24 protein-coding genes and 2 pseudogenes are annotated in these 24186 nt (G+C 53.5%); 16 read left to right on the top strand and 10 right to left on the bottom strand.

What is annotated here, in order from left to right; translation table 11 throughout:
• Positions 1–58: 58 nt before the first annotated feature.
• The 3 genes from pssA (at position 59) to aspA (ending at position 3319) form a co-directional block, all read left to right on the top strand.
• Positions 59–814, top strand: coding sequence for a CDP-diacylglycerol--serine O-phosphatidyltransferase (gene pssA / locus H7A79_RS04570; protein ID WP_135035319.1), 756 nt, complete (start codon positions 59–61; stop codon positions 812–814).
• Positions 815–861: 47 nt separating this feature from the next.
• On the top strand, positions 862–1671 hold the full coding sequence (locus H7A79_RS04565; RefSeq protein ID WP_187001200.1) for a sulfite exporter TauE/SafE family protein: 810 nt from the start codon (positions 862–864) through the stop codon (positions 1669–1671).
• A 229-nt stretch (positions 1672–1900) separates the two neighbouring features.
• Entirely contained in the window at positions 1901–3319 is a 1419-nt protein-coding gene (gene aspA / locus H7A79_RS04560) for an aspartate ammonia-lyase (RefSeq protein ID WP_187001199.1), read from the top strand.
• Positions 3320–3473: 154 nt separating this feature from the next.
• On the opposite strand, the pseudogene H7A79_RS04555 reads toward aspA, so the two are convergent.
• Positions 3474–4117: pseudogene (locus tag H7A79_RS04555) on the bottom strand (IS1595 family transposase).
• 581 nt (positions 4118–4698) lie between these two features.
• Between H7A79_RS04555 and H7A79_RS04550 the strand changes: the two are divergent.
• Positions 4699–5064, top strand: coding sequence for a RidA family protein (locus tag H7A79_RS04550; RefSeq protein ID WP_135035330.1), 366 nt, complete (start codon positions 4699–4701; stop codon positions 5062–5064).
• Between the two features lie 381 nt (positions 5065–5445).
• On the opposite strand, the gene recN is transcribed toward H7A79_RS04550, so the two are convergent.
• From recN to mltG, 5 genes are all read right to left on the bottom strand, one after another.
• Positions 5446–7107, bottom strand: coding sequence for a DNA repair protein RecN (gene recN / locus H7A79_RS04545; protein ID WP_187001198.1), 1662 nt, complete (start codon positions 7105–7107; stop codon positions 5446–5448).
• A 276-nt stretch (positions 7108–7383) separates the two neighbouring features.
• A complete protein-coding gene (locus H7A79_RS04540; RefSeq protein WP_187001197.1) occupies positions 7384–9576 on the bottom strand; it encodes a heavy metal translocating P-type ATPase in 2193 nt (730 codons plus the stop codon).
• Between the two features lie 202 nt (positions 9577–9778).
• Positions 9779–9988 (bottom strand): heavy-metal-associated domain-containing protein, encoded by a 210-nt coding sequence (locus tag H7A79_RS04535; protein WP_187001625.1) that lies wholly within the window; start codon positions 9986–9988, stop codon positions 9779–9781.
• A 270-nt stretch (positions 9989–10258) separates the two neighbouring features.
• On the bottom strand, positions 10259–10897 hold the full coding sequence (gene tmk, locus H7A79_RS04530; protein WP_187001196.1) for a dTMP kinase: 639 nt from the start codon (positions 10895–10897) through the stop codon (positions 10259–10261).
• A 133-nt stretch (positions 10898–11030) separates the two neighbouring features.
• On the bottom strand, positions 11031–12026 hold the full coding sequence (gene mltG, locus H7A79_RS04525) for an endolytic transglycosylase MltG (RefSeq protein ID WP_187001195.1): 996 nt from the start codon (positions 12024–12026) through the stop codon (positions 11031–11033).
• Between the two features lie 134 nt (positions 12027–12160).
• Between mltG and ampD the strand changes: the two genes are divergently transcribed.
• The 6 genes from ampD (at position 12161) to H7A79_RS04495 (ending at position 17344) form a co-directional block, all read left to right on the top strand.
• Entirely contained in the window at positions 12161–12709 is a 549-nt protein-coding gene (gene ampD / locus H7A79_RS04520) for a 1,6-anhydro-N-acetylmuramyl-L-alanine amidase AmpD (RefSeq protein ID WP_492011890.1), read from the top strand.
• A gap of 93 nt (positions 12710–12802) precedes the next feature.
• Positions 12803–14059, top strand: coding sequence for a cell division protein ZipA C-terminal FtsZ-binding domain-containing protein (locus tag H7A79_RS04515; protein WP_187001624.1), 1257 nt, complete (start codon positions 12803–12805; stop codon positions 14057–14059).
• A 528-nt stretch (positions 14060–14587) separates the two neighbouring features.
• Entirely contained in the window at positions 14588–14860 is a 273-nt protein-coding gene (locus H7A79_RS04510) for an ACT domain-containing protein (RefSeq protein ID WP_187001194.1), read from the top strand.
• A 12-nt stretch (positions 14861–14872) separates the two neighbouring features.
• Positions 14873–16231: a PFL family protein gene (locus tag H7A79_RS04505; RefSeq protein WP_135035354.1), complete on the top strand. Its 1359-nt coding sequence runs from the start codon at positions 14873–14875 to the stop codon at positions 16229–16231.
• A complete protein-coding gene (locus H7A79_RS04500; protein WP_187001193.1) occupies positions 16168–16440 on the top strand; it encodes a hypothetical protein in 273 nt (90 codons plus the stop codon). Before H7A79_RS04505 ends, H7A79_RS04500 begins: the two co-directional genes overlap by 64 nt.
• Before the next feature lie 40 nt (positions 16441–16480).
• Positions 16481–17344: a phosphoribosylaminoimidazolesuccinocarboxamide synthase gene (locus H7A79_RS04495; protein WP_187001623.1), complete on the top strand. Its 864-nt coding sequence runs from the start codon at positions 16481–16483 to the stop codon at positions 17342–17344.
• A 442-nt stretch (positions 17345–17786) separates the two neighbouring features.
• Here the strand turns inward: H7A79_RS04495 and radC are convergent, their stop codons facing one another.
• Positions 17787–18494, bottom strand: a complete 708-nt coding sequence (radC, locus tag H7A79_RS04490; protein ID WP_187001192.1) for a RadC family protein — start codon at positions 18492–18494, stop codon at positions 17787–17789.
• A gap of 122 nt (positions 18495–18616) precedes the next feature.
• On the opposite strand from radC, the gene H7A79_RS04485 reads away from it, so the two are divergent.
• From H7A79_RS04485 to H7A79_RS04460, 6 genes and pseudogenes are all read left to right on the top strand, one after another.
• On the top strand, positions 18617–18904 hold the full coding sequence (locus H7A79_RS04485; protein WP_343060894.1) for an FAD:protein FMN transferase: 288 nt from the start codon (positions 18617–18619) through the stop codon (positions 18902–18904).
• A gap of 409 nt (positions 18905–19313) precedes the next feature.
• Positions 19314–19556: a hypothetical protein gene (locus H7A79_RS15175; RefSeq protein WP_246408074.1), complete on the top strand. Its 243-nt coding sequence runs from the start codon at positions 19314–19316 to the stop codon at positions 19554–19556.
• 259 nt (positions 19557–19815) lie between these two features.
• Positions 19816–20043: a hypothetical protein gene (locus H7A79_RS04475; protein ID WP_246408071.1), complete on the top strand. Its 228-nt coding sequence runs from the start codon at positions 19816–19818 to the stop codon at positions 20041–20043.
• 303 nt (positions 20044–20346) lie between these two features.
• The gene (locus tag H7A79_RS04470; RefSeq protein ID WP_246408070.1) at positions 20347–20586 is read left to right on the top strand and encodes a tyrosine-type recombinase/integrase; all 240 of its coding nucleotides are present in this window, start codon (positions 20347–20349) and stop codon (positions 20584–20586) included.
• 31 nt (positions 20587–20617) lie between these two features.
• Positions 20618–21298 (top strand): annotated as a pseudogene (locus tag H7A79_RS04465) (IS1595 family transposase).
• 92 nt (positions 21299–21390) lie between these two features.
• Entirely contained in the window at positions 21391–21639 is a 249-nt protein-coding gene (locus H7A79_RS04460) for a site-specific integrase (RefSeq protein WP_246408068.1), read from the top strand.
• Here the strand turns inward: H7A79_RS04460 and H7A79_RS04455 are convergent.
• The 3 genes from H7A79_RS04455 to H7A79_RS04445 all read right to left on the bottom strand — a co-directional run bounded on the left by H7A79_RS04455 (position 21636) and on the right by H7A79_RS04445 (position 24044).
• On the bottom strand, positions 21636–22286 hold the full coding sequence (locus tag H7A79_RS04455; RefSeq protein ID WP_186999959.1) for an IS1595 family transposase: 651 nt from the start codon (positions 22284–22286) through the stop codon (positions 21636–21638). The genes H7A79_RS04460 and H7A79_RS04455 overlap by 4 nt on opposite strands.
• 398 nt (positions 22287–22684) lie before the next feature.
• Positions 22685–23194: a protein disulfide oxidoreductase gene (locus H7A79_RS04450; RefSeq protein ID WP_187001621.1), complete on the bottom strand. Its 510-nt coding sequence runs from the start codon at positions 23192–23194 to the stop codon at positions 22685–22687.
• On the bottom strand, positions 23187–24044 hold the full coding sequence (locus tag H7A79_RS04445; RefSeq protein ID WP_209304415.1) for a mechanosensitive ion channel family protein: 858 nt from the start codon (positions 24042–24044) through the stop codon (positions 23187–23189). The genes H7A79_RS04450 and H7A79_RS04445 overlap by 8 nt, the downstream gene beginning before the upstream one ends.
• Between the last annotated feature and the right edge of the window lie 142 nt (positions 24045–24186).

Raw genomic sequence — 24186 nt, 5'->3', positions numbered from 1 at the left:
CTTGCGGTATAATCCATACAAACCACATAACGGGCCGCACGGCCGTTACGGAAAAACGATGACGACACCACAAAATCCCACGCCGCGTTTCAGGGCGCTGCTGCGGCAGAACAGTATTTACCTGCTGCCCAATTCTTTCACGATTGCCGCGCTGTTTGCCGCGTTTTTCGCCATCACGCAGGCCATGCACGGGCGCTATGAAACGGCGGCGATTGCGGTGTTTGTGTCGATGCTGCTGGACGGCATGGACGGTCGTGTGGCGCGCTGGACCAACAGCCAGAGCGCGTTCGGCGAGCAGCTTGACAGCCTGGCCGATATGGTGAGCTTCGGCGTTGCGCCTGCTTTAATCGCCTATAAATGGCAGCTTTGGCAGTTCGGCAAAATCGGCTATTCGGCCGCGTTTATCTATTGTGCCTGCGCCGCGCTGCGGCTGGCACTGTTCAACACTTTAATCGGCAAGGTCGATAAACGTTGGTTTATCGGCATACCCAGCCCCACGGCGGCGGCGCTGATTGTAGGCATGATTTGGGTGAACCACAGCTACGGGCGTTTTCCGCAGGCGGCTTGGGTGTGCCTGATTATCACCTTGTTTGCGGGACTTTCGATGGTGGTGCAGATTCCGTTTTGGAGCTTTAAAGAAATCAACGTGCGCCGCAAAGTGCCGTTTTTTGCGATGATTGTTTTTATGCTGGTGTTGGCGGTGGCGGCATGGGAGCCTTCGCTGGTACTGTTTCTGTTTTTCTTGGGCTACAGCCTGTCGGGTTATGTGGTGTTTGCTTGGCGGTGGCTGAAAAAGCGCAATCCGGCCGTCTGAAAAGTGTTGTGGAACAAACGTTTGTAAATTTGAAAAGAAGAATAACGATGTTAGACATACAGTTGGTGGCGGTGATGCTGGCAGTCGGCGCGTTTGCCGGGTTTGTTGCCGGGCTGCTCGGCATAGGCGGCGGTATGATTATCGTGCCGGTGGTGTTGTGGGTGTTGCAGATGCAGGGTTTGGACCATATCCCGCACGCGCAGCATTTGGCCGTGGGCACATCGTTTGCCATTATGGTGTTCACCACGTTTTCGAGCGTGATGGCGCAAAACCGCAAAGGCGCGGTGGATTGGCAGGTGGTGCGGCGCATGGTGCCGGGCATGATTGCCGGCGTGTTGGCGGGTTCGTTTTTGGTCAAACACATTTCCAACGCGGCTTTGCAGCTTTTCTTTATCGTATTTACCGTTTTGGTGGCGTTGAAAACCCTGGCCGATGCCAAGCCCAAGCCTTCGCGCTCGCTGCCCGGCCGGGCGGGCTTGAGCGGGGCGGGCGTGCTGTTCGGCATGGTTTCGAGCTGGGTGGGCATAGGCGGCGGTTCGCTGTCGGTGCCGTTTTTGATGTATTGCAACGTGCCGGTACACCGTGCCGTGGGCACATCGGCAGGGTTGGCATGGCCGGTTGCGGCAGCCGGCGCGGCAGGTTATCTTTATTCGGGCTGGAGCGTGGGCGGGCTGCCCGCAGGCTCGTTCGGATTTTGGTATCTGCCGGCGGTGGCGGTGTTGAGCGTGGCAACGGTGGTATGTGCACCGCTGGGCGTGAAAACCGCACACAAACTGCCGCCCGAAAAGCTGAAACAGGCGTTCGGCATACTGTTGCTGGTGATTGCCGGCAGAATGCTGTGGCGCTTGCAGGCCTGAAACAGAAAAGCATGATAAAAAGGCCGTCTGAAACGTTTCAGACGGCCTTTTTATGCCTGTAAAGTGGTAAAATGGCAAAGCAGCCGCCAAGCCGGCCACCTTAAAATCATGGCAGCGCCGGTGTGCTTCGTATTGCCGCCGCATTATCTGCAGCCAGCCTGTTTTATCTGTTTTTGCAGGTTGCCCAGCCGGAAACGGCTGTAAATTTTCAAACAACGGAGAGCCAAAGATGAAAAAACGCATCGAAACCGACCTGCTCGGCGAGCGCAAGATTCCAAACGAAGTGTATTGGGGTATACACACCTTGCGGGCGAAAGAAAATTTCAATATTTCAGATCAGAGAGTTTCCGATATTCCCGAGCTGGTGCGCGGCATGGTGATGGTGAAAAAAGCCGCTGCCCGCACCAACGGCTATTTGGGGGTGGTTCCGATGGAAACCGCCCGCCTGATTGAGCAGGCTTGTGATGAAGTGCTGGAAAAAGGCCGCTGCCTCGACCAGTTTCCTTCCGATGTGTATCAGGGCGGCGCAGGCACTTCGGTAAACATGAACGCCAACGAAGTGATTGCCAATCTTGCGTTGGAAATCGCAGGTTATGAAAAAGGCCGCTACGACATCATTAACCCCAACGACCATGTGAACGCCAGCCAATCCACCAACGATGCTTATCCCACGGGTTTCCGCATTGCGGTTTATCACAGCATTGTGGCGATGCTGGAGAAAATAGGCCGTCTGAAACAGGCATTCGAGCGCAAAGCAGACGAGTTTGCCGATATTCTGAAAATGGGGCGTACCCAGCTTCAAGATGCCGTTCCGATGACGCTGGGGCAGGAATTTTCAGCATTTGCAGTACTGCTCGAAGAAGAAGAGCGCAACCTGCTGCGCACGGCCGGGCTGCTGCTGGAAGTGAATCTCGGCGCAACCGCCATCGGCACGGGCGTGAATACCCCTGAAGGCTATGCCCACCTGGCGGTGGCCAAGCTGGCCGAAGTGAGCGGCCTGCCCTGCGTGCCGGCCAAAAACCTGATTGAAGCCACTTCCGATTGCGGGGCTTATGTGATGGTGCACGGTGCATTGAAGCGCACGGCGGTGAAGTTGTCGAAAATCTGCAACGACCTGCGGCTGCTGTCATCCGGCCCGCGCGCCGGCCTGAACGAAATAAACCTGCCCGAAATGCAGGCAGGCTCTTCGATTATGCCCGCCAAAGTCAATCCCGTGATTCCCGAAGTGGTAAACCAGGTGTGTTTCAAAGTTATCGGCAACGACACCACCGTTACTTTTGCCGCCGAGGCCGGGCAGCTGCAACTGAACGTGATGGAGCCCGTGATAGGGCAATGCCTGTTTGAGAGCATCTCGCTGCTGGGCAACGCCTGCACCAACCTTAGCGAAAAATGCGTGTCGGGCATCACGGCCAACCGCGAAGTGTGCGAACAATATGTGTTCAACTCAATCGGGCTGGTTACTTACCTAAACCCGTTTATCGGCCACCACAACGGTGATTTGGTGGGCAAAATCTGCGCCCAAACCGGCAAGAGCGTACGAGAAGTGGTGTTGGAAAAAGGCTTACTGAGCGTAGAAGAGTTGGACGATATCCTATCACCTCAAAACCTGATGAACCCGCAATATAAGGCGAAACGGTTTAAATCTTGAGTGTTTTTAACAGATATTGGAGAATATTAAGGGCTGATATCATTGTGATATATCTGGCAATATTCCGAATATCGGTATGGGTTTTATGGAAAGTTTAAACCACTATAGCTAACCCACTAAAAATTGGGGCTGTACTAGATTAGCCCTAAATTCCTCACCAATCCCGCAGCGTTTTTTTAAGCTGTAGGGTTGGTGTGCCGAAGTTAAACCGGAATTCGTATTCTTTCAATAACGGCAAGAAATATTTCCGCCCGATTCCGCCGTATTTGCGTAAGGTATGCTTTGCCTGATTCCAAAAATTTTCGGATGCCGTCAATGTGGTTCCGATGGTCTGCAAGCACTTTGGAATGGTTGATGCAGTGATAAATAAAACGACCCGCATCCCATTTGTTGCGACTGGTCTAGGCTGTTATGCAAACGATGCTGTCAGGCATAAATTTTCTTTTGATTACATGCAGTAAAGTTCCAAGCTTGGCGTTATCTGCAACCACCGTACAGATCTTGCCGTGCTGGTTCAGGATGCCGAAAACGGCCACTTTATCTGCCGCGCCGCGCCCGCACCAGCCCTCACGCCTTGCACTGAAACAACTTTCGTCCAACTCAACCGAACCGTCAAAAACCTCATCGTCAGCCGGAGTCAAATGATGGCTGGCGACTTGGCAGGTTTGACGGTGGAATAGGGCTGACGAATTTTAGGCATACCCAAAATATAGGCAGCGGAACGGGCAGTTGCTTCCGGTACAGAAAATAGAGTAGTTTTCTGTGATTTTTTCTTAATTTGCAGTGTGTTATCTCTATTGGAGTTGCCAAAAAATTTAAAACGCCATTCCTATCATCTCGGAAATAACGCCATTTGAGCATTTCAGACAACCTTAATTCTAGAAAAGTCTAACGTTGTTTACACTGTTTATGCCAAACCGCTTTTGTTTTTTGCTGCAATGATGGTTTCGTGGTTTTTGAGTATTCTAAAAACCACGAGAACAATGCGGCTCGGCCGTGTTCTTCGGCATTCTCGCAACTCTCAAAAATCCCCAAACGGGGTTTCAGGCAAAAAGGGAAAGTGTAAATAACGCCGGGTTTTTTACACCTGATGCGCCCGGCGCGTTCGGGTGGTTGGCTGAGTGTGTGGTGCTGCGGTGTTATTTGCAGATAAAGTTTTGCTGTGAGATCTATTTGGTGCGTGCAGGGGAAGCCGTGGTAGGACGGACTAATCGGTTCGGCTTGGAAACGGCCGTCTGAAAAATAAATGCGGTGGTGTGCAATATTTTTCTGTTTGGCGTGCAGTAGAACCGCATGCTCGAGAGAAAAAGTGCTTGCGCTGCCTGTGTTACCATGTGTTTTCCATATACTTTAATGATACTTAATGCAAAGGAAGCAAAATGACTGTGCAATACTTCGGCCAAACAGCGCGCTTGTCGGAGGCTGTTGTAGCCAATGGTTTCGTTTTTTTGGCGGGTATGGTGCCCGAGCGTACCGATGTGGGGGTTGCCGAGCAAACCCGTGATGTGTTGGCGCAAATCGATAATTGGCTGGCACAATGTGGATCCGATAAAAAGCATATTTTGGAGGCCACTGTTTTTTTGCCGGATTTGGCTGATTATGATGCAATGAATGAAGCGTGGGATGCTTGGGTGGTTTCCGGTTATACGCCTGCCCGTGCATGCGTACAGGCTAAGTTGGCTAAGCCGGAATGGAAAGTGGAAATCAAGATTTCTGCGGTACAAATCGGTAAACAGGAAGCATGAATCTAGGCGTAAACTATTGATTTTTATTTTTTAAACAACGATTTTCTGCTTTTAATGGAACCCTGATGGTGATAGCGGGCAGGCCGTCTGAAACATGGTTTTCAGACGGCCTGCAATCTTTGCGGGCAAACTGAAAGAAAAACGATACGGCGTTATTCTGCCATGCTGCCCGGCGCCGGTTTCATTTTATCTTGATTCACGATACTTCAGCATTTTAAATATCCGGTTATGGCCGGCTTGGGTCTGAGCGTCTGCCGTTTTCAGAAACGGTTGGGATATGCGGGTTAAGCCTATCGTGGCGGGATACGGATGTTTTCAGATTTGGGGTCTTTCAGGTTTGGAACGGATTTTCGGAAGCAGTATGGTTTGCCTGCTTGCCGGTTATTCTGCCGCCAACGCCACCATTTCTTCTGCATGTTTCCGAGTAGTGTCGGTGATGGTTTCGCCGCCGAGCATGCGGGCGATTTCTTCGATGCGGCCGGTGTTATCCAATACTTTGATTTCGCTGACAGTTTGTATGCCTTCGTTGTGTTTGTGCACCTGCCAGTGGTTTTCTCCGCAGGCGGCCACTTGCGGCAGGTGGGTAACGGCCAGCACTTGATGCCGTTTGCCCAGCGAGCGTAGGGCGCGGCCTACGGTTTCGGCCACACCTCCGCCGATGCCGGTATCTACTTCATCGAAAATCAGTGTCGGCACTTGGGTATATTGGCTGGTAACCACTTGAATAGAAAGGCTGATGCGGGCAAGTTCGCCGCCGGAGGCCACTTTGTTGAGCGGACGCAGGGGGCTGCCCTTGTTGGCAGCCACTTGATATTGTACTTGCTCCAAGCCGTGCGCAGTGGGCGGGCAGGGCAGCAGTTCGATATTGAAGGCTGCACCTTTCATGGATAACTGCTGCATATGTCCGGTGGTTTCGGCGGCCAGTTTGGCAGCGGCTTCAGTGCGCATGGCCGATAGTTTCTGTGCGGCGGCGGTGTATTCGGCTTCGGTGCGCGCCGCGGCAGCTTCGAGGGCGGCGATGTCGGCGGCTTCGTGCAGGTTTTGCAGGATTTGGTTCAGTTCTTCGAGTTTGGCGGGCAGATATTCGGGTTCGACACGGTATTTGCGCGCCATGCTCATTAATGCGCCCATGCGCCGTTCTTGCTCGGCCAGCTCATCGGGATTGATTTCGACACGGTTGGATACATCGCGCATATTGGCGCCGATTTCGCCCAGCTCGGCTTCAACGGCGGCGAGCATTTCGAGGCTTTCGGCAAAGCGCGGTTCGATATTTTGCAGGCTGCCCAGGAGTTTTTGGCATTGATAGAGTTGCCGCTGCATACCGTTGTCGCCATCGATATATTCGGAAACCTGCTCTGCGGCCTGCAACAATTCGGCGGCGTGGGCGAGGCCGTGGTGGCTTTGGTTGAGGCTTTCCCATTCTCCGTGGCGCAAATCAAGCTGCTCGAGCTCGTTGCATTGCCATGCTACCCGTTCGCGTTCGATGGCGGTGTTTTCGGCGTGGTTTTGCGCTTCGTGCAGGGCTTTGCGGGCATTGCTCCAGCTTTGGTAAAGCTGTTTCACCGCCCCGGCTTGTTCTTGGGCGCCGGCGAAGGCATCGAGCAATTGCCGCTGCGCAGATTCTTGGTTGAGCGAATGGTGGGTGTTTTGTCCGTGGATATCGATGAGCCGGCTGCCGATGGCTTTGAGCTGCGCGAGTGTGGCGGCCTGGTTGTTGATAAAGCTGCGGCTTTTGCCTTTGGCATCGATGATGCGGCGTATGCTTAATTCTTCGCTGCCGGCTTCAAGCAAACCTTGTTCATACAGCTGCGCCTGCAATGCGGGCAGGCCGCTGATGTCGAAAAGGGCGGAAAGCCGGGCTTCTCGGGCACCGGTGCGCACTTGGCTGAAATCGGCTTTGTCGCCCAACAGCAGGCCGAGTGCATCGAGCGTGATGGATTTGCCCGCCCCGGTTTCGCCGGTGAGCACGGTGAAGCCGGTTTGAAAGTTGAGGTTGAGTTTTTCTACAATCACGAAGTCGCATAATGAAAGCGCCAGCAGCATGGATATTCCTTGGTTTGGGCCGTCTGAAACGGGAGTCGGATATTGGGCGGGATTATAACTAAGATTTTTCGTAGTTAAAATAAGATTTTTTATAGTTTTTTAGAATTTATTTATTTTTTATCGATGCAGTTGGTTTTATGGGTATTCAAGCCGTCTGAAAGCTGTTTCAGACGGCCGGGGCAGATATTGGGCCGCAGACCAAAATAAGAATAGGGCAGGGCGGTAGGGGGCGATATGGCCGATCTGCTTTATGATGGTTACGGCGGGGCGTGTTTTTTATCGTGATTCACTGCCGTCAATCTTCACCCGTTTCAGGCGCAGGGCATTGCCGAGCACCGAAATCGAGCTTAGGGCCATGGCCGCGCCGGCAACCACCGGGCTGAGCAGGCCTAGGGCTGCCAGCGGAATGCCCGATATATTGTAGAAAAAGGCGAAAAACAGGTTTTGCTTGATGTTTGTCAGGGTAGCGCGCGAAATCAGCAGGGCATCGACCATTTGGTTGGCCGAGTGTTGCATCAACGTGGCCGAGGCGGTGTGTTCGGCTATATCGGCACCGTTTTTCATGGCGAAACCGACATCGGCAGCGGCCAGTGCGGGGGCATCGTTGATGCCGTCGCCCACCATGGCCACGGTGTTGCCGGCGGCTTTGAGCTTCTGCACTTCGGCAGCTTTGCCGCGCGGGCTCATATTGCCGAAAGCACGGCTTATGCCCAATTGCGCGGCGATATAGTCGGCAACGCCCTGATTGTCGCCGCTCATCATATACACCTCGATGCCGTGTGCTTTCAGACGGCCTACGGCCTGTTTGCTGTCGGCTTTGAGCCGGTCGGCCAGCGCAAAGGCACCGAGGGCGCGGCCGTTTGCCGACACGGCAACGATGCTGGCGGTTTTCCACACCGGGCCAAGGTTTTTGGGCAGCGTGAGGCCGCAATAGTCCGGCTTGCCTATTTTCACTTCGCCGATGCCGTCTATATCGGCTTTCACGCCTGCGCCGGCTTCGGTGTGCACGTTGCCGGCGAGGGGCAGGGTGATGCCGCGTGCCGAGGCCGTCTGAACGATGGCGCGGGCGAGCGGGTGCGCAGCATTTTGCCCGACCGAGGCGGCGAGGCGGTAAAGTTCGTTTTCATCAACGGCGAAAGCCCCGGGCAGGTTTTCAAACGGCCGCAGATATACCGCCGCCACTTCGGGTCTGCCTTCGGTGAGGGTGCCGGTTTTATCCAGCACCACCACGTTGACGCGGGCGGCTGCTTCCATGGCGGCGGCGTCTTTAAACCAAATACCGTGTTTCGCCGCCTTGCCCATGCCGGCCATAATCGCGGCGGGCGTGGCCAAACCAAGCGCACACGGGCAGGCGATGACCAGCACGGCCACGGCGTTTATCATCGCGGGTATCCAATCGCCTTTGAACAGCCAGGTTAAGATAAAAGTGAGCGCGGCGATACCGACCACGGCGGGCACGAAAACCGCCGCTGCTTTGTCGGCCACCCGGGCAATCGGTGCTTTGCTGCCTTGCGCCTCGGACAGAGCGGCCATCATGTCGCCGAGCAGGGTTTGGCTGCCGAGTCGGAGGGCGCGGTAAACCATGCTGCCATCGGTTATCATGGCGCCGGCCAGCACTTTGCTGCCGGCGGTTTTTGCTTCGGGCTGCGATTCGCCGGTTAAATGGCTTTCATCGGCCCAGCCGCTGCCGCTCTCAACGATGCCGTCTGCCGCGATGCGCTCGCCGTGGCCGGCGCGGATCAAATCGCCTGCCTGCACTTGGTCGAGCGGCAGGTGCTGCCATTGGCCGCCGCGTTCCACATTCACTTGGTGCGGCGTGAGTTTCAGCAGCAGGCCGAGGCTGTCGAGGCTGGATTTTTTCGTGCGGTGTTCGAGAAATTTGCCGAGACTCACGAAGCCGACAACCATCACACCGGCTTCAAAATAAACGTGCTCTCCGCCGTGATGCCCCATACCGCCGTGGCGGAACATCATCCACACCGAATAAAGGTAAATCGCCGCCGTGCCGATCGTAACCAGCACGTCCATATTCGCCAGCCCGCCTTTAATGCTCGCCCATGCGCTTTTGTAAAACGGAACAGCGAGCCAAAGCTGCACCACGCTGGCCAGCGCAAACTGCCACAAGGCAGGCATCATCCAATCATGGTGCCCCACCATCATGCCTGCCATGCCGATGAGAAACGGCACATTGACGGCCAGCAGCAGCCACAAACGCCAGTCGGTATGGTTTTCAGACGGCAGCGGGGCGGCGGCGGTTTTTTCCTGCGCGTTAAAACCTGCTTGGGTGATGATTTGCGCCAGTGCGGCCGCATCGGTGCGGCTGTTGTCGAACACCACCTGCGCTTCTTCGCTGGCAAAGTTCACCGAGGCCGTCTGAACAAAATCTTTTTTGTTCAACACTTTCTCAATGCGGCTCGCGCAGGCCTGGCAGGTCATGCCGCTGATGTGGAAGCGGACTTTCTGTTGCATGGTTCCAACCTTTCGGCGAAATACCGACACAGGCGTTTCAGACGGTCGGGGTTTGGACAATCCCGGCCTTTTCCGACACCTGGGGTTTTTGCAATATTTGAAAACAGTTTTAACATTATGCCTGCATGGCAGCAGCGTTATTTTAATCAGACAGGCTTAAAAAAGATTTTTGGGAAAGATTTTGCCGGGGCTGCGGCCTCTCTCATAAAGAAACATCGAATCCTGCGCCTTCCACCGCTCCGATTAAGGCGGCAGTTTGTATTTTACCGGCATCGTAAATAATCAGGGCAGCGGCATTTTCCAAACTCACTTCGACTCTGCCCACGCCGTTTAACTGTTCTAAAACTTTGGTAACGCTTTTGACACAGCCGCCGCAGGTCATGCCGCCGATATTCAGGGTGATGGTTTCCATCATGCTCTCCGTGAAATAAAAAATATAGTCAAACACCTGCTTCGTTACAGCATGGTTGCGCCTTGCCGTACCGCACCGCCTGCGGCTTGCAGCACGATGCGGAAAACGTGCAGATTCACTATAGCTTAACTATAAACCTCAACCTAGTGTCAAAGTCAAGAGCGGGAAGGCGGTACACCATATCAAAGGCAGAGGCTTTTGTAACAGCCGGCTGAAGGCCGTCTGAAAACTCTGCCGTCTGAAAACCATTCAGACGGCCTGCGGAATTTTTTATAGGAGGGATTTGGGTCTGAGCCGGAAATGTTTGTTTAACGCGGCTTCGATAGATTGCTGCACGGCTTCGTGTGTGCGGTTGCTGTCGATGACCGCGTAACGCCCGGGATCGGCGGCGGCGCGGTTGAGATAAGCAGCGCGCACGCGGGTAAAGAAAGCGGCTTCTTCCTGTTCGAAGCGGTCTTTTTTGCGGTTGCGGCCGATGCGCTGCATGGAAACTTTCAGCGGCACATCGAGCAGAATGGTCAAATCGGGGCGCAGGCTGCCCTGAACCCAGTTTTCGAGCGCGGCGATATCGGCCGGCGGCACGCCGCGTCCGCCGCCCTGGTAGGCGAAGGTGGCATCGGTGAAGCGGTCGGACACGACGTTTGTGCCGCGCGCCAGTGCGGGGGCGATCACGCTTTCGATGTGCTGGCAGCGCGCGGCAAACATCATCAGCGTTTCGGTGCGCAAGCCGGCTTGGGTGGCGGGGTTGAGCAGGATTTTGCGTAAGGCTTCGCCCACGGGTGTGCCGCCCGGTTCGCGGGTGAACAGTACGGGCAGGTTGCGGGTTTCAAACCAGTTTTGAATCACGGCGAGGTTGGTGGATTTGCCTGCGCCGTCAATGCCGTCAAGTGTGATGAATTGTGCCTGCATGGTGTGTGCTTTATGGTGGTGGGTGGCGGCATTATAAAAGAAATATGGGGGAGGCCGTGTTAAAGGCCGTCTGAAAACATTTGGTTTTTGTTGGGGAAAATGTTTCAGACGGCCCCGCCGGCGGCATCATGTTTTATTTTTTCAGAATGTATTTGCGTACGGCGGCGTTGTGTTCGCTGAGGGTGTGGCTGAACTGGCTCTGGCCTGTTCCGTCCATTCTCGAAACGAAATAGAGGTATTTTTCGGCAGAAGGGTGGGCGGCGGCTTCCAGCGCGGCTTTGCCGGGCAACGCAATCGGTGTGGGGGTGAGCCCTGCGCGGGTGTAGGTGTTGTAGGGGGTGTCGCGCTGCAAATCGGCTTTGCGGATGCGGCCTTGGTAGGCATCGCCCATGCCGTAAATCACGCTGGGGTCGGTTTGCAGGCGCATACCGGTGGCGAGGCGGTTGGCAAACACGGCGGCAACATGGCGGCGGTCGTTTTCGTGGGCGGTTTCTTTTTCTATGATGCTGGCCATAATCAGCATTTCGTAAGGGGTTTGATAGGGAAGCCCGCTGCGCCGCTCGTCCCATGCGGCTTGCAGGTTGCGCTGCATGGTCCGGTAGGCGGTTTTGTAAATCTGAATATCGCTGCTGCCTGCATCGATTTCATAGCTGTCGGGGAAAAACAGCCCTTCAGGGTTGCCGGCCGGCGCATCGGGGGCGATTTCCTGCATCAGCTTTTCATTGCTCCAGCTGCGGGTGGTGTGTTCGATATCGTGGGTTTCGTTGATGATGCGGCGCATTTGTGCAAAGCGCATGCCTTCGGTGATGCGCACGGTTATGGAATCGGGGCGGCCGCCGCGCAGGTGCTGCAGAATCTGCCATGAGGAAACCTGCTTGGGCAGGCGGTAGGAGCCGGTGCGCAGGCGGTTGTGTACACCCAATAGATAGGCTGCCGAGATCAATGCGTGGCGGCTGTAAACCATATCGTTTTCGGCCAGTTTGCGGCCCACTGAGGCAATGCCCTGGTTTTTTTCTATTTTCAGACGATAGGCTTTTTCATTGTTTTTCGGCGCAAACAATAGGCCCGCCCAAACGGCGGCAAGCAAAATAAAAGCGGCGGCAAGCCGTTTCAACAATTTTTTCAGCATGGTAGGATTCGTGGTGTTGGTTCGGACGGCAGTATAAAACGAAAGCGGCGTTTTTTGCAGCACGGCAGTTTTAGCGGCAGCGTTGAAAGTATGAAAGGCCGTCTGAAAAAAGAGCGTAATGTTTAAAGGATATGATGGACAACTGGCAACAAGGTTGGTGGCTGCCCGCGCGGCGTGCCGACTCCCCCAATTTCAGCCCCCGGGAAAACGGAGAAACCGTTTCGCTGGTGGTTTTGCACAATATTTCGCTGCCCCCGTTTGAATACGGCACGGGCGCGGTGGAAAAGCTGTTTACCAACCGCATCAATCCAAAAGAGCACCCGTTTTTCAGCGCGATACACCCATTGCGCGTATCCAGCCACTTCTTTATCGACCGCAAAGGCGCAGCCGTGCAGTTTGTTTCGTGCGATGATGCGGCCTACCATGCGGGCGTTTCTTCGTTTCGCGGGCGCGGAAAATGCAATGCGTTTTCTATAGGCATCGAATTGGAAGGCTGCGATTTTGAACCTTTTACCGATGTTCAGTATCAATCGTTAAATATTCTTCTGCGCGCGCTGGCGGCACGCTATCCGATAGAGGCGGTTACCGGCCACCAATACATCGCGCCGGGCCGCAAAAGCGACCCCGGACATTTTTTCGATTGGGTGCGTGTGGCGGAGGGCGGCATCGCAATCGTGCGCTGAAAGATGCTGCCAGAGCAGGCGGTTTTCGTTATAATCGCCGCATTGGGCCCAACCCCACGGATTAACGGATTATTGCATATGAGTGAAACCACACTGATTATCATCGTTCTCGTGCTCGCTGTTATTTTGGGCGTGATTGCCTATAATATGTATCAGGAAAACCAATACCGCAGGCAGGTGCGCGAGCAGTTCGGCCATTCCGATAAAGATGCCCTGATGGGCAGCAAAACCGATTTCGTGCGCGACGGCCAATCACAAGACCAGGCCGGCGCGCCCATCCGCCCCCTGCGCCATAAGGATATTTCCGGGCAGGAAGCCTTCGGCGGCAAAGACGATTTGTTTGCCGCCAAAGTTTCCGAAGCGGCAGCGGGCAAGCCCGATGTGGAATTTGAAGTGGAAGACGATTTCACTGAAACCGTTATCCGACCCGAAGTCAAACCCGCTGATGCTGTTTTCGACTTTAAAAAAATAGCGGCACCGGTGTTTTCGCAAACCAAACTGCAAGGCAAACGCAAACTGCTGCTTGATCTGAACGATCTTACCAAGCTCGAGCTGCCCTGGTTCGACCACCGTTTCGACTATATGGCCTATATCTCGCTGCACGAAGCGCAGGAGCTGCATTCGATTCCCCGCCTTTCCAGCCGCCACCGCTTTCAAATCGCCGGCTGCACCATGGACGGCCGCTTCCAAATCGCCGAGCCGATTCCCAGCGTTTACTACCAGGGTTTCGTTATCGGCCTGCAAGCCATCAGCCGCAGCGGCCTGGCCACCGTGCAGGAGCTTGAAAGCTTCGGCGGCCAGGTGAACCGGTTTGCCGAAAAAATGAACGGCGGCCTGCTGCTTACCGATGTGGAAACGTTTTTGAACACCGCGCGCCCGCTTGACGAATTGTGCGCCCGCGTAGACCAAACCATTGCCATGCACCTTGTTTCGCGCGGCACAGTCAGCGGCACCGAGCTGCGCGCCGCCGTGGAAAATCTCGGTTTCGAGTTGGGGGTGGACGGCGCATTTCATTTGTCTGACGAGCAGGGCGATCCGCTGTTCAGCATCATCACGCTCGACAATGCCCCCTTTACTTCCAGCCTGCTTGCCAACCAGGCCTACCGGGGTTTCAGCATGCTGTTCGACATCCCCCATGTGCCTGCCGGCGAAAAACAATTCAACCGCTTCATGGATTTGGCGGTGAAACTTTCCAGCACGCTGGGCTTGGATCTGGTAAACGACAAACTCGAAGAGCTTTCCACCCAGTGGCTCAAAGATGTGCGCAGCTATGTGTTGGCGCGTCAGGATGAAATGCAGAAAGTGGGCATTGAGCCGGGCGGTGTATTGTCGAAACGCCTGTTTTCCTGATTGCGAGCCGGTGCAGGCCACAGGCCGTCTGAACAAGTTTTCAGACGGCCTGTGGCCTGCAGTGAAGCAAATAAGCCCGGCCAACTGCGGAGACAGTGAAACAGCACAAAACGCCGCCGGGTTTCGAACCGCAGGCGGTGTCGGCATGGTTTGGCCATGTTCAATCCGGCTGCGTTAAATGATGACGGCGGGGGGCTTGTGTTGCCCTGCCGGTATTCTTTGCGGCCGACCGTTCCGTATTTATCGGGGCGGGTTGCTGTGAACCCACTGATTCCCCAAGGTTTTGTGTATCCTGCCCTGCCGGCATTCTTTACGGCCGGCCGGCTCGTGCCGGGAATGCGTCAATCATTATCGTAACGGCAGCAAAGGCAGGGCATTGCCGTTTTGCGGTAAACCCGCAGGCGCACCGCAGGCAGTACGCTTCTTTTTCTATACAATACGGCTTATTTTTTCAGACGGCCTTTTGTGAAAAAACAGGCCGTCTGAAACCCGCCTAAAATTTCAAACCCAATATCAAGGAAACGCAATATGAGCCATTCAGTGATTACCGTTATCGGCAAAGACCGTGTCGGCATCGTTTACGATGTATCCAAAATTTTGGCCGAACACAAGCTCAACATTCTTAACATCAGCCAGCAGTTGATGGACGATTTTTTCACCATGATTATTTTGGTGAATACCGCCCAATGCCCGAAAACGCGCCAAGAGATGCTGGATTTGTTTGCCGGAGAAGGCAAAAGGCTGGCGCTGGACATCCGTATGCAAAACGAAGAAATCTTCAACGCCATGCACCGCATTTAAAGGGGCTGAATCATGAGCAAAATACAGTCCAACGAAATTCTCGAAACCGTGCGCATGGTGGCCGACCAGCATTTCGATGTGCGCACCATCACCATCGGCATCGATTTGCACGACTGCATCAGCAGCAATCTCGATGAACTCAACCGCAATATCTACAATAAAATCACCCATACCGGCAAAGATTTGGTTCAGACGGCCGCCTATCTTTCGGCCAAATACGGCGTGCCGATTGTGAACCAGCGCATTTCGGTAACGCCCATCGCCCAAATCGCCGCCGCCACCAAAGCCGATTCGTATGTGAGCGTGGCACAAACCCTCGACCGCGCCGCGAAAGCCATCGGCGTATCGTTTATCGGCGGCTTTTCCGCGCTGGTGCAGAAAGGCATGTCGCCGGCAGACGAAATCCTTATACGCTCGATTCCCGAAGCCATGAAAACCACCGACATCGTATGCAGCTCCATCAATATCGGCAGCACCCGCGCGGGCATCAATATGGACGCGGTGCGCTTGGCAGGCGAAATCATCAAAGAAACCGCCGAAATCACGCCCGAAGGCTTCGGCTGCGCTAAAATCGTGGTGTTTTGCAATGCGGTGGAAGACAATCCCTTTATGGCGGGGGCATTTCACGGCTCGGGCGAAGCCGGTGCGGTGATTAATGTGGGCGTATCCGGCCCCGGCGTGGTCAAGGCCGCGCTGGAGCATTCCGATGCGCGCACCTTAACCGAAGTGGCCGAAGTGGTGAAAAAAACAGCCTTCAAAATCACCCGCGTAGGTGAGTTAATCGGCCACGAAGCCGCCAAACGCCTGAACATTCCGTTCGGCATTCTCGATTTGTCGCTCGCGCCCACACCGGCTGTCGGCGATTCGGTGGCGCGCATCCTCGAGCAAATGGGTTTGAGCGTGTGCGGCACCCACGGCACTACCGCCGCGCTGGCGCTGTTGAACGATGCCGTGAAAAAAGGCGGCATGATGGCTTCGGGCGCGGTGGGCGGTTTGAGCGGCGCGTTTATTCCCGTGTCGGAAGACGAGGGCATGATTGCCGCCGCCGAATCGGGCATACTCACGCTGGAGAAGCTCGAAGCCATGACCGCCGTGTGCTCGGTCGGGCTGGATATGGTGGCCGTGCCCGGCACCACATCGGCGGCCACCCTTTCCGGCATCATCGCCGATGAAGCCGCTATCGGCATGATTAACGGCAAAACCACCGCCGTGCGCATTATTCCCGTGCCCGGCAAAGATGTGGGCGACAGCGTAGAGTTCGGCGGCCTGTTGGGCTATGCACCGATTATGCCGGTGAAAGAAGGCTCGTGCGAAGTGTTTGTGAAGCGCGGCGGGCGTATTCCCGCGCCGGTGCAGTCGATGAAAAACTGACCCGTCCCAGCCGGGGAGAAGCAGCGCGGCACTTGGTAACGCAGGTTTCCGCAATCTGCCCGAACGGCAGCATATTTGAATGCCCGCCTGCTTTGCCGCCCGTTAAGCCGCCCGCATCAAATGGTTTGATAAAAGGGTTGAGCCGTCTGAAAAAACTTTCAGACGGCCTGGCGGCCCGGCAAACAATCCTCCCTGCCCTGCCGATTTAGGCTAAAATAGCCGCCCCGAAAGTTTCTCTTGGAAAAAGCCATGCCTGCCGCCAGCCTGAAAAAAATCTATTCCGGCAAAGTCCGCGACTTATACGGAATCGATGAAAAACGTATGCTTATGGTCGCTTCCGACCGTCTCTCTGCTTTCGATGTGATTCTCGATGACCCGATTCCCGGCAAAGGGGAAATCCTCACCCAAATGTCCAATTTCTGGTTCGGCAAACTCGCCCATATCCTGCCCAACCACTTAACCGGCGACACGGTTTACGATGTCTTGCCCGAAGCGCAAGCCCGTGCATTGGAAAAACGCGCCGTGGTTGCCAAAAAACTCACGCCGGTTAAAGTGGAGGCTGTGGTGCGCGGCTATTTGGCCGGCAGCGGCTGGAAAGATTACCGGGCAATCGGTACGGTTTGCGGCATCAAACTGCCTGCAGGCCTGCAGGAGGCGCAGCGGCTGCCCGAAGTGGTTTTCACCCCTTCGACCAAGGCTGCCGTGGGCGATCACGATGAAAACATCAGCTTTGAAGAATGCGAAGCCCTCATCGGCAGGGAACTTGCGGCCGAAGTGCGCCGCAAAGCCATACAGCTCTACACCGAAGCCGCTGCCTATGCCGAATCGCGGGGCATCATCATCTGCGACACGAAATTCGAGTTCGGCCTTGACGAAAACGGCACGCTGACGCTGATGGACGAAGTGCTCACGCCCGATTCGAGCCGTTTTTGGCCGGCCGGCCAATACCGCACCGGCACCACTCCGCCTTCGTTCGACAAACAGTTTGTGCGCGATTGGCTGGAGCAAAGTGGTTGGAACAAGCAGGCACCGGCGCCGAAAGTGCCCGATGAGATTATCCGCAAAACAGTGGAAAAATACCGCGAGGCATTAAACCTGCTCACTGAAGGTTGAGCCGCCGGCTGCAATATAACGATATAAACGGATGCAAAGGCCGTCTGAAATTTTCAGACGGCCTTAAATGTAAAAAAAACCTCCAACAAGGTTTGCACACTCCGTTTTTTGTTTGAAGACGCATTTGGGAATTTTGAGAATTGCCGGGAATGCCGCAAGGCGGGGAGACCCTTATGGTTCGGCATACCCAAAAAATCACGAAACCATCATTTCAGCAAAAAACAGCCCGGCATACCAAGCCTGAACCATCCGACAGCAGGCAGACTTTGACCGGCCTGCTGCATTTCCGGCACAAGGCAGGCCGTGCAGGGCGGGGACAATGCAGACGGGTATGGAACCCATTCCGTACTGTTTCAGACGGCCGGCAAAATCGTTCTCATTGAGCCGAGGAGAAGCAACACCGCAACAGAAACAAAGGTAATAACAGCCGCGTTATATCCGGTTACGGTAAAACCGCATCCTGCATTTCTGCCTTTCCCATCAAACCGCACTCATGCAGCGATACCGCCTGCTTCGCCGTTACAATGAAATGGTCGAGCAAAGCCACATCCACCAAATCCAATGCCTGCGCCAGGCGGCGGGTGAAAGCAATATCGGCTTTTGAAGGCTCGGGCGAGCCGCCGGGGTGGTTATGGGCAATAATCACGGCGGCGGCATAATGCTCAAGCGCCAACTTCACGATTTCGCGCACATACACGGTATTTTCCGCCACCGTACCGCGGGAGAGCTCGTGCAGGGCTATCAGCCGGTTGCGGCTGTTGAGCAGCAATGCCACGCTCACCTCCACCCGCTCATGCCCCAAATGCAGGCGCAGCAGGTCGGCAACATCTTGAGGACGGTTGAAAACGGCGTTTTCATGCAGCTCTTCCCCCAGCACGCGCCGGCCTATTTCACGCACTACCGCAAACTGCGTGTAGCCCGCCAGCCCCATGCCTTTATGCACCGACAGGGTTTTGGCATCGGCACTCATCAACTTGCCCAAGCTGCCGAACTCGTTAAGCAGATAGCGCGCCAAGTCTACCGCACTCATGCCCCGTGTGCCCACCCGGAGCAGAATGGCAAGCAACTCGGCATCACTTAACGCCGCCGCACCGCGCGCCAGCAGTTTTTCACGCGGCCGTTCCCCTTCGGGCCACTGTTTGATACTCATATAATTATTCTTTAAGTTATTATTTCAAATATCATAACATTAAGGCGTCTGGAAAGAAAACAGATCGGAAGCTTTTGCAAAACCCCGCACGGTAAAATGTTTGTTTTTCACCATAACTGAGTTTGCCCGGAGTCCGGCACGCCCCCACCGAAGGCGTCATCGATGTAACCATCGGCCCGTCGGTCAGTCTGTGGGGATTCGGGCCGGACAAAAGCATGAGCCGTGTGCCGACTGCCCAACAACTCAGCGCCGCCGAGCAGCGAGCGGGTCAATCCGGCCGGAAACCAACAGGCCGTCTGAAAACGGCGTATATTTTTGTTACGTCTTTCAACACAATAGGCGCCTTATGCGCACATGGTGGTGCATCTGCATATCTTCGACACCGCAGTCATCGGCAAATACGGGCATAGTAAAACCAACCAGAGCGACACAAGGCTGTGGCACCGATATTTGAAAAACATCATATTTTTAAACTATCAGGCCGTCTGAAAAATATTTTCAGACGGCCTGATAGTGAGTTATGACGGTTATTGTTTGTGATATCAGAAAATCCGCGAACCGTAACCAGCAGCGGCTCCCGAAGCCGAAGCGCCCCGCTGCTGCCCCATGGCGGGAAGGAGATGAAGAGTAGGCGACCATCGTTGCCGAAGAAGTTCGTCTGTCGGGCTGCCCCGCCACCTGCCGAACCGCCAAACCCGGCCCCCCTGACTAGGGAGGCTTCTGTTTCACAGGAGCGCGATATGGACAGCGAACTCCAAACTCAAACTCGATCCTAACCCCGAACCAGGACAGCGGCGGAACCCGTTGCCCCGATAGCCGATGCCCCAACGTCAGAAACGGCCGCAACAGCAGCCGAAACCGCCACAGTCCCTAAAGCGGCCGAAAGGCCGTCTGAAAGCACACAGCTTCAACGAAGTTAAAACTGCACCGCTTTCAGATGGCCTCAAAACCAAAGACCTGATCGGCATTCCGTGGAGGGTGGCTTTGGCGTTACAGGCCGACGGCTGGTATCTGCGCCAAGACATCATTTGGCACAAAACCAACCCATGCCCGAATCCGTAACCGACCGCTGCGTCCGTGCCCATGAATACCTGTTCCTGCTGTCTAAAAACAGCCGTTATTACTTTGATCACAAAGCCGTCAGAGAGCCGTCAGACAGCTATGAGGGCCACGATGCAGACCGGCAGAATGATTTCTGCCGCACAAAGAGAAAATATACGGGAGCACTGCCGGGGGGGATATTGCATTACCCAACCTGCCCTTGACGCTTTTCTGCCCGAACAAGAAAATATGCAATTGCAGGCTTCGTTCAAAAGTAGGAGTGAAGAAAAATGCTTACAACATGGGGGCTTGTACCGTTGCAAAAGCGGCATGCATATATTACGTTGACATTGCAATACCCGGTGAAAAAAGAGTTAGACGCTCTGCTCGTACGAAAGACAAAAAATCAGCTGAAAACCTGAGAGATGAATTTAAGCATAATGCTTGGTGCGTTTCCCATCTTGGCCACAAGCCTAAGCGTTTATGGGATGAAGCTGCTTTGAAATAGCTTAAAGAAAAATCAGAAAAAATAAGTAGTTATTAATAATGATAAATCAAAACTACGTTTGCTGACACAATTCAGAGGTCTATTTACACCATATTGATAACGACTTCGTAATGAATGTAGTGGATAATCTGAATTGCAAAGACAGTACAAAGAACCGCTATTTATCTCTATATCATTTCTATTTTGAATGCAGCTGCAAAAAAATGGAAATGGATAGACAAAGCGCCATTCATAGAAAAATATAAAGAGAATGAAGGATGAGTTTGTTGGTTAAAGCCTGCTGAAGCTCAAAGGCTGATATGGGTGGCAAGAACACGGTACTTTGCTGACCTGATTATATTTAGCTTCAATACTGGTTTAAGGCAAAGTAATGTTTTAAATCTTAAGTGGAACCAAATAGATTTAGATCGTAAAGTTGCTTGGTGTTATTTTGATGAGATGAAAGCTAGTAAATCTTTGGTTGTCGTTTTAAATGGCGCCGCAATTGGGGGTTTAAGGTGGCAGATAGGGAAACATTCCAAATATGTTTTTGTGAGGCTCTAGACTAGCAGAATAGCTCTGTTAGCCTAGAAAAATGAAATATAACACCAAGTTAAGTGACCATCAGCTCAAAAAATTATCAAGCATTTTTGTGTCGGTATAGAAGCCTCAAAACCGCTTTGCCGACAGGCTTCAACCGCAATACCATCAACCACCGGTATCGCATTTTCAGACACGAAATATACCGCTGCCAAAGCGAGCAAAAAGACCTGTTATACGGCAGCATGGAGGTTGATGAAAGCTATTTGTAGCGCGGTTTCCATGGCAAGTCAAAGCGTGGCAGAGGAACGCTTAAACAACCCGTCTTTGGTATTTTCGAAAGAGACGGCAGGGTTTATACCGAAATCGTTCCTGATTGTAAAAAGCAAACACTTCAAGCTGTTATATTGGGAAAGGTCTCTCTGGAGAGTGTTTTTATTCTGATAGCCGGCGCGGTTACAGCGGCCTGGTCGATGCGGGCTACTCTAAACATTTGCGCGTTAATCACGGACAAAATGAGTTTGCAGATGGTACCGGGCGCATCAATGGTATTGAAAGCTTCCGGAGTTTTACCAAACAAAGGCCCGCCAAATTCAATGGCGTAACCAAAAACTTTGATTTGCACCTGAGGGAATGCGAATGGCGATGGAACCGAAACTCTGATGAACTGGGTCACCAACTTTGGGGGCTTTTTAAAGTAAATTTATATAAAGCTGCTAGTCTAGAGCCTTTGTAAATAAGCGTGTAAATCCTATTATTGGTATAAATAGTAGGTATTGGAAGAAAAGTCTTGAGCTGGCCAACATAACAGCTTTCACATGGCACGATTTGAGACACATCTGGGCAAGCTGGCTGATTCAACGAAAAGTACCATTGAGGGTGTTACAAGAGATGGGGGAATTCAACGCTATGCTTACCTGTCGTTTAAGCATTTGCAGTCACATACTCAGATATTGTCTGATTTGGTGCGGCATTCGCGAAATGATGACACAAATTTGTTGCAGTAACTTTAGCCGGAGTGTTTTTCTCTCTAGAATTAATTTTTTGATAAAAAAAGTGGCTGTCCTAGATAACTAGAACAAATCCTGCTTTACTGATTGTTTTAAAATAGAAATTTGAAATTTTATCTCACTGTTGTTAAAACGCCATTCACACTCTTTCAAATACAGTTCAAAATGCTCTTTGGGAATGCCGTTAAACTTGCGTAAATGGCGTTTTGCTTGGTTCCAAAAGTTCTCAATTCCGTTAATGTGATTTTGTCGCTCAGCAAAATGTGTGCTGTGATTGATCCGAAAATGTGAAAATTCGCTCACATCAAGAACGTCATAACTTTTGTAACAATCGGTATAAACAATGCTATCAGGCTTCACTTGCTCGCGGATAATTGGCAATAAAGTCGCAGTTTGTGTATTGGGTACGGCAACGGTGTAAACCTTACCATTACGCTTCAAAAGCCCGAATACAGCCACTTTGCCAGCCGCACCGCGACCACGTTTGCCTTTGCGTTGTCCGCCAAAATAGCTTTCATCAACTTCTACTTCACCATCAAGCATTTCCAGATGCGGGCTGTTGTGATAGATAAGTAAGCGCAAACGGTGGAAGTAATAGGCAGCGGTATTTTTATTGACGCTAACTAATTGCGCCGCTGTGCGGGCGGTAACACCTGCAACAAATAGTTCAATCAGTTTGTTTTGCTTGTACTGACTTAAACGACTTTTTCTCATAGGGATTATTCTAACCTGAAGTTAAATTTCCCTAGTTATCTAGTACAGCCCCTAAAAAAAAGATAATTTTATTATGAAAATCATGACAATCAAATAGATTCTGTGAAAAACCTTCTTTATCCTTTCAAGAAAAAGCAAATGAACAAAATATTGGTTTTTATGTTGGCAGGGGGCTATTTGCCCGTGCTGCGGTAGGCACGCAGTTCATAAAATGAGCTAAACCGGTAAGGGAGCACGTGCTTGCCGGCCGATATGCCAGTAAAAGGCGTGTCGGATTCCGATTGCTTGAATCGGCAAAAGGCAGGGGCAGACCCGCTATACCCGCTATAGTGCGGTTGCCTGCAACGGATAGTCGGCAGTGTTACCCAGCCGTCTGAAAACTTAAACCTGTGGGTTTTTCAATATACCTTATCTGCCAGCCAGATACGGCCGCGCAGCCCCCAATAGCTGCCGATGCCGGTGGTGCTGTGTATCATTCTGCCGTTTTTTACCAACACCACGGTCGGTGTTACCGCCACCTGCCATCGCCGCGATATCCTGCCTTGAGGGTCGTTAACTGTGTCAAACGACAAACCGTTTTCCTGCATATAGGCTGCTACTTCTTGCGCACTGCCAGAGTGCATCGCTACGCCCAACACGGGTATGCCTGCTTCGTGCAGGCGTTGTACGGAGGGAGAGGTATGTTTGCAGATGCCGCACCAGCTTCCCCAAAAATACACGGCGGCGGTGCGCCCGCTGCTGAGCGCGGTCAGCGTGGTCTGCCCGCCGTTTACAATATCCAAACCCTGCCCGGCAAACCGTTGCGGCTGGGCGGGTTTGCGCCACCAATCAACCGCAAGCGACACCAGCAACAGCAGCAAGGCCATCTGAACCGCCTGCCGGAGCCAATAAACGGCCCGCTTACCCACCGCTTTCGTCTCCATTCGGTTTGCCGCCCTGCGTCAGCAGCGGCTGCACGCACGACAGCACGCGGTCGAGAATCATGTTGTTGTCGGCGTGCCCCTGCGCCCACCAGCGCAGCTCGAGCGTGGCGGTGGTGTCGGAAAGCGCGGTAACGGCGATTTCGGGTTGGGAAACGATGTCGCCGCATTGTTGTTGCAGCGCGTGGATAATCTGCTCTTTCACCGTGCCGGCATCCAAACCTGCGGGCAGGGTCAGCATAGTACTTTGGCGGTACAGGCCGGCGCGGGTGTTTACGGTAACGGGCGAGGTAAACAGTTGAGAATTGGGAATCACGATGCGCCTGTCGTCATCAGTGCGCAGCGTGGTGGCGCGGATTTCGATGTTTTCCACTTCGCCTTCAAACGAACCCGAAACAATGCGGTCGCCGATTTTGAACGGCTCGTTGAGCAGCAGCAGAATGCCTGAAAGCAGGTTTTGGAAAATATCTTTAAAGGCAAAGCCGATGGCCACCGAGCCGATGCCCAGCGTGCTGACCAGCTGCGCGGGGGTGAAATCGGGGATGGCAATCATCATCGCCACCAGAAAGCCGCCGAAAACAATCAGCGCGCTGCCGATGCGCTGCAACACCAACATCAGGTTGGCTCTGTGGCTGAGGCGGCGCGAGAGCAGCTTTGCCGCCAAGATTTTAAACAGCCTGGCCAGCAGCCAAAACAACACAAAGGCCAGCAGTGCCACCGCTAAATAGGGTACGCGCAGCCAAAAGGCTTCGATCATCGCCTGCACGCTCTCGGTCATGGCTTCATAATGGCCGAGGCTTTGGCGGATGCCGTTATTGATTCGGTTTACAGTATTCACAGCAGTTTTTGCGGTTGCGGGAGAGTGGCGCAATATACCATATTTGCAGAACACGGCGGCAGGCTGCGTTAAAATCTGCCCCGGGCGGCCGCGCCTGCCGCAATATCAGGCAGTAAACTGTTAAAATACGGTTTTTTGCGTT

Source organism: Neisseria musculi (assembly GCF_014297595.2).
Lineage (GTDB): Bacteria > Pseudomonadota > Gammaproteobacteria > Burkholderiales > Neisseriaceae > Neisseria > Neisseria musculi.
The sequence above is the reverse complement of the archived record's forward strand: the minus strand, read 5'-3'. Positions and strand labels throughout refer to the sequence as shown.